9 protein-coding genes are annotated in these 8,913 nt (G+C 75.1%); 3 read left to right on the top strand and 6 right to left on the bottom strand.

Translation table 11 applies throughout. The features are described 5' to 3' along the window. The 4 genes from DVA66_RS13460 to clpS all read right to left on the bottom strand — a co-directional run. A partial coding sequence (locus DVA66_RS13460; protein WP_157973994.1) for an MBL fold metallo-hydrolase occupies window positions 1–602 on the bottom strand: 602 nt, incomplete at its 3' end. Beyond that, the gene (gene murI / locus DVA66_RS13465; protein ID WP_114560554.1) at window positions 583–1,422 is read right to left on the bottom strand and encodes a glutamate racemase; all 840 of its coding nucleotides are present in this window, start codon (window positions 1,420–1,422) and stop codon (window positions 583–585) included. The genes DVA66_RS13460 and murI, both read right to left, overlap by 20 nt. A 5-nt stretch (window positions 1,423–1,427) precedes the next feature. After that, window positions 1,428–2,006: a DUF2017 domain-containing protein gene (locus tag DVA66_RS13470; RefSeq protein ID WP_157973995.1), complete on the bottom strand. Its 579-nt coding sequence runs from the start codon at window positions 2,004–2,006 to the stop codon at window positions 1,428–1,430. Further along, a complete protein-coding gene (gene clpS, locus DVA66_RS13475; RefSeq protein WP_198671745.1) occupies window positions 2,003–2,317 on the bottom strand; it encodes an ATP-dependent Clp protease adapter ClpS in 315 nt (104 codons plus the stop codon). The genes DVA66_RS13470 and clpS overlap by 4 nt, the downstream gene beginning before the upstream one ends. Before the next feature lie 119 nt (window positions 2,318–2,436). Here clpS and DVA66_RS13480 point away from each other — a divergent pair, with 119 nt between their 5' ends. The 3 genes from DVA66_RS13480 (at window position 2,437) to DVA66_RS13490 (ending at window position 5,764) form a co-directional block, all read left to right on the top strand. Then, on the top strand, window positions 2,437–3,735 hold the full coding sequence (locus DVA66_RS13480) for a nicotinate phosphoribosyltransferase (protein WP_114560555.1): 1,299 nt from the start codon (window positions 2,437–2,439) through the stop codon (window positions 3,733–3,735). Further along, window positions 3,732–4,319, top strand: a complete 588-nt coding sequence (locus tag DVA66_RS13485; protein ID WP_114560551.1) for an isochorismatase family protein — start codon at window positions 3,732–3,734, stop codon at window positions 4,317–4,319. Before DVA66_RS13480 ends, DVA66_RS13485 begins: the two co-directional genes overlap by 4 nt. 593 nt (window positions 4,320–4,912) lie before the next feature. Next, window positions 4,913–5,764 (top strand): hypothetical protein, encoded by an 852-nt coding sequence (locus tag DVA66_RS13490; protein ID WP_157973996.1) that lies wholly within the window; start codon window positions 4,913–4,915, stop codon window positions 5,762–5,764. 372 nt (window positions 5,765–6,136) lie between these two features. Here the strand turns inward: DVA66_RS13490 and DVA66_RS13495 are convergent, their stop codons facing one another. Both DVA66_RS13495 and DVA66_RS13500 read right to left on the bottom strand, forming a co-directional pair. Then, window positions 6,137–7,843: a hypothetical protein gene (locus tag DVA66_RS13495; RefSeq protein ID WP_157973997.1), complete on the bottom strand. Its 1,707-nt coding sequence runs from the start codon at window positions 7,841–7,843 to the stop codon at window positions 6,137–6,139. Continuing rightward, window positions 7,840–8,913 (bottom strand): outer membrane protein assembly factor BamB family protein (locus DVA66_RS13500; protein WP_157973998.1); only part of this gene is annotated, 1,074 nt, incomplete at its 5' end. The genes DVA66_RS13500 and DVA66_RS13495, both read right to left, overlap by 4 nt.

Consider the following 8,913-nt stretch of genomic DNA (forward strand, 5'->3'; position numbering starts at 1 on the left):
GTGGCGGCCACCCCGGTCGGGTGCCCGGCCTCGGCCAGCAGCAGGTCGGTGCCGCGGGCCAGGTCGACCAGCGCCGCACAGGGGGCGGTGTCGCCGCTGAAGGTGAGGCTGGCCGCGCCGAGCTCGACCCGGACCGCGTAGGCCTCCACCGGGTGGCGCACGGGTGCGGTGCGGACGGTGAAGGGCCCGACCTGCTGCACCGGCTGCCAGGGACGGGACGGCCAGCGGGCGACGAAGGCGTCGACGTCGGCCGGGTCGACCTCGTAGGCCCGTCCCAGCCGCTGCGACGTCCCGGCCGGGCCGAACAGCTCGACCTCGAAGGGGGCGCGGGGTGAGTAGTGCGCGGCGACGTGGAAGGAGCCGAAGTCGAGGCAGTGGTCGGCGTGCAGGTGGCTGAACCCGATCGCGTCCACCTCCGCCGGCTCGACGACGCGGCACAGCGCCCCGAAGGCGCCGGGGCCGAGGTCGAGCACCAGGCTGAACAGCCGGCCCCCGTGCGGGGCCTGCACCAGGTAGCAGGACGCCGGCGCGTCCGGCCCGGACGCCGAGCCGGTGCACCCGACGACGGTCAGCGTCAGACCCTCAGCTGAACTGGCGGACATCGCCCACCCACTCCCCCACCAGTCGGCGACCGATCCCGGCGAACGCGACCGGCGACCCCGTGGTGATGAACTCGATGCGCGTCGTACGGAGGTCCCGACCAGGTCGGGGGGCACCGGCGGCGGACTCGCCACGCAGCAGCCCCTCGCGGGTGAGCGTGGCGTAGGTGGCGGTCGCGCACTCCTCGGCGCTGGAGACCAGCGACACCCCCGGCCCGAGCAGGTAGCTGATCACCCCGGTCAGCAGCGGGTAGTGCGTGCAGCCCAGCACCAGGGTGTCCACGTCGGCGGCGCGCACCGGGGCCAGGTACTCCTCGGCGGCGGCCATCAGCTCCGGCCCGCCGGTGACCCCGGCCTCGACGAACTCCACGAACCGCGGACAGGCCTGCACGGTGACCTCCACCGGAGCCACCCCGAGGGCGTCGGCGTAGGCGCCGGAGGAGGCGGTGGCCTCGGTGCAGATCACCCCGACCCGGCCGTTGCGGGTGGTCCGGGCGGCGCGCCGGGCGGCGGGCAGGATGACGTCGACCACCGGGACGTCGTAGCGCTGGCGGGCGTCGCGCAGCATCGCCGAGGAGGCGGAGTTGCAGGCGATCACCAGTGCCTTCACCCCCTGCGCGGCCAGGTGGTCCAGGCACTCCAGGGCGTACTCGCGGACGACGTCGATCGGCAGCGGGCCGTAGGGCGCGCGGGCGGTGTCGCCGAGGTAGAGCAGCCGCTCACCGGGCAGCTGGTCGCTCATCGCCCTGGCCACGGTCAGCCCGCCGAACCCGGAGTCGAAGACACCGATCGGGGCGTCGGGGTCGGGCCGGGAGCGCGGCACCCCGTTCACAGGCTCTGCACCAGCGTCTCCTGGGCGAAGGCCAGCCACTCGTAGACGCCGTAGAGGAAGGCCCGCGGGTCGTCCTCGGGCAGCGCGGCCAGCAGCTCCGCGCTCTCGGCGTCGGTGATCTGCAGCCGGGTGGCGAGGCTGAGCCGCAGGTTGGTCAGCGTCTTCAGCCAGGCGTCGGCGTGGTCCAGCGGCACCTTGAGGTCGCGGCCGTTGCGGCAGGACTCCAACCCCTCCAGCACCACCTGGGCCGCGGCCAGCTTGGCGGCGCGGGCGTCCCGCTCGGTGAAGCGACGGAAGTCGGAGGAGGCGCGCGGGTCGTGGGGGTAGGCGTCGGGGAACAGCCGCTGCAGCACCGGGTCCTCGGGCACCTCGGGCTGGTCGGGGTGCTCCTGCAGGTCACGCTCCCAGAACGCGAACGGGTCGTCGGTCGGCGCCTGCGCCGGGGCGGCCTCGTCGCGTCGGCCGTGCTCGTCCAGCAGCTCCACCAGCTGCAGCACCAGCGAGTGCAGCAGCTGCACCTCCTCGGGCTCGAAGGAGGTGACGAGCTTCTTGCCCTTGCGCTCGAACCGCTTCACTCCGACCGGTCCAGGGTCGCCCACAGGCCGAAGTCGTGCATCGCGTTGACGTCGCGCTCCATCGCCTCGCGGCTGCCGCTGGAGACCACCGCCTTGCCCTTGGTGTGGACCTCCATCATCAGCTTCTCCGCCTTCGCCCGCGGGTAGTGGAAGTACTGGGTGAAGACGTGGGCGACGTAGGACATCAGGTTGACCGGGTCGTCCCAGACGATCGTCACCCACGGGGTCTGGGTGAGGCTGTCGGCGTCGGGACGTTCGACGACTGCCGTGCCGCCTGTGGGTGCGGCGGGGGCGCCACCGGGTGCGGACATGCGGCCCATTCTGGCGCACCGACCCCGGCGGTCCAACCGTTCGCTCCGGTTGGGCACCGACGCCGCCCGGGATGGGCAGCGGCCTCGCGACCCGGCCGCCGTGGCAGGGTGAGCGCGTGCTGACCACCGCGCTGCTCACCGACATGTACGAGCTGACCATGGTGCGTGCCGCCCGGGCCGCCGGGACCGCCGAGCGCCGTTCGGTGTTCGAGCTGTTCGCCCGCCGGCTGCCCGAGGGCCGCCGCTACGGCGTGGTGGCCGGCGTGGGCCGGGCGCTGGAGGCGCTCGAGCGGTTCTGCTTCGACGACGAGACAGTCGACTTCCTGCTCCGGCGCGGGGTGGTCGACGAGGACACCGCGGAGTGGCTGCGCGGCTACCGCTTCACCGGCGACGTGTGGGGCTACCCCGAGGGCGAGGTCTACTTCCCCTACTCCCCGCTGCTGGTGGTGGAGGGCACCTTCGCCGAGGCGGTGGTGCTGGAGACGCTGCTGCTGAGCATCTACAACCACGACAGCGCGATCGCCTCGGCCGCCTCGCGGATGACGGCGGTGGCCGGGGACCGGCCGTGCATCGAGATGGGCTCGCGGCGCACCCACGAGCGGGCGGCCGTGGCCTCCGCCCGGGCGGCCTACGTCGGCGGCTTCGCCTCCACCTCCAACCTCGAGGCCGGACGCCGCTGGGGCATCCCCACCGTCGGCACCGCCGCGCACTCGTTCACCCTGCTGCACGACACCGAGCGGGACGCCTTCGCCGCCCAGCTGGCCGCCCTCGGCGAGGACACCACGCTGCTGGTCGACACCTACGACGAGGAGGCCGCGATCCGCACCGGGGTCGAGCTGACCGGCGGACGGCTCGGCGCGGTCCGGCTGGACTCCGGCGACCTGCCGGCCAAGGCCCGCCAGGTGCGTGAGCTGCTCGACTCCCTCGGCGCCACCGAGACCCGGATCGTCGTCACCTCCGACCTCGACGAGTGGACGATCGCCGCGCTGGCCGGGGCACCGGTCGACGGCTACGGCGTCGGGACGTCCCTGGTCACCGGCAGCGGCCACCCCACCAGCGGGTTCGTCTACAAGCTGGTGGCCCGCAGCGCCGGCGGACCGGACGCCCCGCTGGAGCCGGTGGCGAAGAAGAGCCAGGACAAGATCTCGGTCGGCGGGCGCAAGTACGCGCTGCGGCGGCTGGACGAGCACGGGGTCGCCGAGGCCGAGGTGGTCGGCGTCGGACGGCGCAGCGAGGGCGACGGCAACGACCGGCAGCTGCTGGTGCCGCTGGTCCGCGGCGGGGAGGTGGTCGGCGACGAACCGTTGGAGGCGGCCCGCGAGCGGCACCTGCGCAGCCGGGAGGAGCTGCCGGCAGACGCGCTGAAGATGTCGCGCGGGGAGCCGGCGGTCGAGACGCTCTGGGAGGGCCGCTCGTGAGCCAGCACGAGACGACGACCACCGACGGCCGGGCGCTGGTCGTGGTGGACGTGCAGAACGACTTCTGCGAGGGCGGCGCGCTGGGCGTCGACGGTGGCAACAGCGTCGCCGCCGCGGTGGCCGCGCTGCTGGCCGGCGACCACGGCTACGACCTGGTGGTGGCCACCCGCGACCACCACATCGACCCGGGCCCGCACTTCTCCGCGACCCCCGACTTCGTCGACAGCTGGCCACCGCACTGCGTGGTCGGCACCATCGGCGTCGAGCTGCACCCGGCGCTGGTCGCCTACCCCTTCGCGGCGGTCTTCGACAAGGGTGAGTACAGCGCCGCCTACTCCGGGTTCGAGGGCCGCAGCGCCGAGGGTGAGACGCTGACGGAGTGGCTGACCGCCCGCGGGGTCGCCGCGGTCGACGTCGTCGGGATCGCCACCGACTACTGCGTGCGGGCCACCGCCCTGGACGCCGCCGCCGCGGGGTTCGCCACCGGGGTCCGGCTGCCGCTCACCGCCGCCGTGCACCCCGACGGCGTGGCGAGGACGGCCGAGGAGCTCACCGACGCCGGGGTGGCGGTCCGCAGCAGCTGACCGCTCGGCACGTTGGCTGAGCAGCGCCCGGTCGCGGCGCTCGTGCCCGCCGAGCGTCCCAACGAGGCTGGGGAGCGCCCGTTCGCAGCGCGCGTGTGCCGAGCCGTCCCAGCCCTCCTGACGGCCACCCACTCGCGTCGCGCGTCCCCCACCGACCGTCCGCACCACCCGAGCACCGCCCACTCGCGTCGCGCGTCCCGTGTCGACCGGCCGCGGCACCTGAGCACCGCCCCTCGCGTCACGCGTCCCGCATCGACCGTCCGCACCACCCGAGCACCGCCCACTCGTGTCGGGCTTCCGTGTCGACCGTGCGCGCCACCTGAGCACCGCCCACTCGCGTCGCGCGTCCCGCGCCGAACGCCCGCACCACCTGAGCACCGCCCACTCGCGTCGCGCCTCCCGCGCCCACCGGCCACACCACCTGAGCACCGCCCACTCGCGTCGCGCGTCCCGCGCCGAACGCCCGCACCACCTGAGCACCGCCCACTCGTGACAGCCGTCAGCGCCCGACCGTCGAACTCGAGCGCCCAGTCGCGCCGCACGACCTGTGGATAACTCCGGGATCGGCCGGTCAGGTGCTCCAGGCTGGCCGTATGGCGAGTGAGCGCTTCGACATCCGGCAGCCGTTCCGGCGGCGGGCGGGCATCCGGGCCGGGTTCACCGACCACCAGCTGCGCGGTCCGGCGTTCCGGCGGCTGTTCGTCGACTGCTTCGTGGCGGCAGGAGTACCGCTCACACCCAGCCTGCTGGCCAGGGCTGCGCTGCTCGTCCGGCCGGGCGCAGGGTTCGCATCGCACCACACGGCCGCCCTCCTCCTCGACGCGGCGGTACCCGCGTGCCCCGAGGTCCACCTCGGCACCACCGGGACGGCGCAGTCCCGCCGCGGCGGCGTCGTGGAGCACCGCTACGCCCGCAAACCTCAGCTGGTGCGCCGCTACGGCGTGCTGGCCACGTCGGCCTCGGCGACCTTCCTCGACCTGGCTGCCTCGCTGAGCCTCGTCGAGCTGGTCGTCCTCGGCGACTCCCTGGTCAGGAAGGGCCACACCAGCCCGGACGCCCTGATCGAGGCCGCCACCTCCTACACCGGCCGCGGCGCACGGCGTGCCCGGGAGGCCGCCCAGTTGGTGCGGAGTGGCGTCGACTCACCGCGCGAGACCCAGACGCGGTTGTTGCTCGTCTTCGCCGGTCTGCCCGAGCCGGCCGTCGACGTCCGGATCCGCGACGAGGACGGCGAGGTCGTCCGGCGCCTCGACCTGGCCTACGAGCACGCCCTGCTGGCGATCGAGTACGACGGCCGCCAGCACATCGAGCGGCAGCAGTCCTGGCGCGAGGACATCGGTCGCGTGAGGAGCTGGAGAACACCGGCTGGCGCTTCGTCATCGTGGTCTCCGACGACCTCACGGTGGTTCCCGGCGCCACCCTCGCCCGGGTGGTGGCCGCCATGAGAGCGGCCGGGATGCGCGTGCCGCGGCTGCGCAACGACTGGATGCGCCACTTCCCCGGACGTCCCGTCGCCGCCTGACCACCGCCCGTTTGCGGCGCCGCTCAGCACCACAGCGCCGCATCGACCCGATGACCGCCCGCTGGGCGCACTGCTCAACGCCGCGCGCAAGCAGCGCCCACTCGACGCGCTCCTCAGCGCCGCAGTGTCTTGCGCCGGAGCACCGCCCACTCGCGGCGGCGGTCGGCGTTGCAGCGTCGCACCGGCGCGAGCATCGCCCACTCGGCTAACTCCTCATCTCCGGAGTGGTCCGTCGGCCCGAGCACCGCCCACTCGCGGCACTGCTCAGCACTCCGCCGCCCCCCGAAGACCGGGATCAGTCGGCCAGCTCCTCCGCGACGTCGGGCACCACCGCGGCACCGCGGTGGACGCACTGCCACAGGCAGCCCAGCACGGCGGCGAGGAAGACCGGCGTGCCGAACAGGTGGTCGCCGAGCTCGGTGAACGGGGTGACGTCGGCGGGCCCGCCGAGCTGGCGCCCGAGGGCGACGAAGGCCAGCGAGGTCACCGCCAGCAGCGCGTAGCCCCAGAACAGCAGCACCCGGGCCGGCTGCGGGAAGGCGGGGGTGTCGGCACGGGTCCAGGTGGCGTCGCTGAGCAGCCGCCAGACCAGGCCGAACAGGGTCAGCGCCAGCGCGGAGAAGCCGAGCAGCCAGCTGATCGGGTCGGCCAGCACCTGGCGCAGCGCGAAGCAGCCCGACAGCGCCGCCATCAGCACGCAGGCGGTGGCCCGCCGGCTGCTGAGCGAACGGGTGAGGGCGAACCCGGCGAGCAGCAGGACGGCCACCAGCGCCACCGCGGCGGCCAGGCGGTCGCCGCTCCAGGAGACCGGCAGCGCCGCGAACAACCCGGAGCTGTTGAGCATCACCGCGGCGAAGGCCACCAGCAGCGTGGGCCGCACCCGCTCCCCCGCACCCGACCACGCGACGGCCAGCACCAGGCACACCCCCGCCACCGCCAGCCGGGAGAACGTCAGGGTGGGCAGATCACCCAGCGGGGACCACCGGCCGACCCCCAGCTCCTCGGCCACCGGGCCCAGCGAGGCGGCCCAGCCGCCGAGCACCGTGACGACCGCCAGCGGGGTGAGCAGCCGTGGCCACTCCTCCACCAGGTCCTCCGGGCCCACCGGGTCACCGCGCCGGCGCAGGGCCTGCATGGCGAGCAGGGCCAGCAACCCGACCGCCAGCGGCAGCGCGGAGAAGGCCACCGACAGCGGCTCCTGCAGCACCAGCCAGACGGCCCACGCCGCCGCCGCGACGACCACCGCGGACGCCGGCAGCACCCACCAGCGGCGCGGGGTCTCGGTGCGCACCACCGAGACGCCCCAGGCGCCGGCCCGCACGGCGACCTCGGCCAGCGCCGCTCCGCCGATGACGACCGCCGGCAGCGCCACCTGGGCCACCAGGGTGAACACGAGGTTGACCTGCAGCGCGCGGACGTCGGGGCCGATGCTGCGGATGCTCTGCTGCTGGAGCACCAGCGGCACCAGCACTCCCAGCGCCACCAGCCCCCCGACCCAGAGCACCTCCGGCCAGGCGAACCGGCGCCGCCGGCGCACCAGCATCAGCACCGCCAGCCCGACCAGCGCGACCAGGGCCGGCAGCAGCGCGGACACCCCGAGCCCCGGGAAGGCCAGCACGCCGATCAGCAGGCTCGGCAGGGCGAACAGCAGGTAGGCGCCGGTGCGCAGCAGCCAGTGCGTGTGCAGCGCGGCGGTGACGAGCAGGGTGAGCGCGAGCACCAGGACCAGCAGCAGCGGCGCCAGGCTCAGCTCGGGCAGCACCACCAGCCCGTTCGCCTCGGTGACCAGCGCCCCGGCGTCGCGGATCGGACGGGCCAGCACCACCAGCGCACCGGCGACCAGGTAGCCCAGCGCGGCGAGGGCCACGATCGCCGTCAGCCCCGGCGGTCCGTTGCGGACGTGCACCCGGCCGTCGCGGACGGGTTCCACCACCACCAGCCACACCCAGCCGACCACGACGGCCGTCAGCCGGCGCCACCAGGGACGTCCCGGCGGGCTCACGGACCCACCCGGGTGGGGACGCCGGCCTCGGTCAGCACCCACAGGCCGTCCTCGACCGCGCTCAGCCGCGCGGAGCCGCCCGGACCGGCGAGGTCCACCGGGACCTCGGCGACCCGCCGCCCGTCCGGGGTGACCACGTCCAGGCCGGCGGGTCGGGCCAGCACCACGTGCCCGCCCGCCTCGAGCAGCGTCAGCGGGGCCCCGGGCTGGGACCAGCGTCCCTGGCCGGTTGCGGCGTCCAGGCCCTCCACCCCGTCGGCGGTGCCGAGCACCACCACCCCGGCGACGACCTCGACGGTGCGGACCGTGCTGACTCCGGCGACCCCCCAGCGGGTCGTGCCGTCGCCGGCGTCGATGCCGTGCCGGTCGCCCTCGAGGTCGGTCAGCACGACCAGGTCGGCGTCGCAGCCCACGGACTGGACCGGTTCCGGCGGCGTCCAGCTCCAGCGCCCGGCCCCGGTGGCGGCGTCGAAGGCGTGCAGTCCGGGGACGGCGTCGGCCGCCACCACGACGTCGCCGCAGACCAGTGGCGTCCCGGTGAGGTCGGAGGCGAGGGCGGCCCGCCAGCGCTCGGCTCCGGTGGCGACGTCGAGCGCGGTGATGGTGCCGGAGAGGTCGGCCACCACCAGCGTGGTGTCGTCGAGGGCCAGCGGCCCGGCCTGGCTGACGTCGTCGAGCCGGTGGGTCCACAGCCGGCGGCCGCGGTCGTCGTAGGCGACCAGCTCACGGCTGGTGGTGGCGGCCACGGTCACCTGCCCGAAGGTGCGGACCGCGGTCAGCACCCCGCCGGGGTGGGCGTACCAGAGCACCGGCGACCCCGGCGTGGCGGTGTCCACCGCGAGCAGGTCACCGGCGGCGTCCAGCGCGAGCACCAGCTGGTCGGGGTCGGAGCCGGCCACCGGCGCCTGCGCCGAGGTCACCACGGCGGCCGTCTCGTGCCGGAGCAGCGGGCGCTCCTCGGCCCGCCACCGGCCCGGCTCCCAGCGGGGTGCGGGGTTGGCCGTGACGAGACCGGCGGACGGCCCGGGCGGTGCGGCCGGCGTCCAGCGGCGGCCGTCCCGCTCCCGGGC

The sequence above is a fragment of the Desertihabitans aurantiacus genome (genome assembly GCF_003344635.1).
GTDB lineage: Bacteria > Actinomycetota > Actinomycetes > Propionibacteriales > Propionibacteriaceae > Desertihabitans > Desertihabitans aurantiacus.

What these genes read in the sequence shown, in the direction of transcription:
- DVA66_RS13490 (WP_157973996.1), top strand. Translation starts at nt 4,913, where the DNA reads ATGGCGAGTGAGCGCTTCGACATCCGGCAGCCGTTCCGGCGGCGGGCG.
- clpS (WP_198671745.1), bottom strand. Translation starts at nt 2,317, where the DNA reads ATGTCCGCACCCGGTGGCGCCCCCGCCGCACCCACAGGCGGCACGGCA.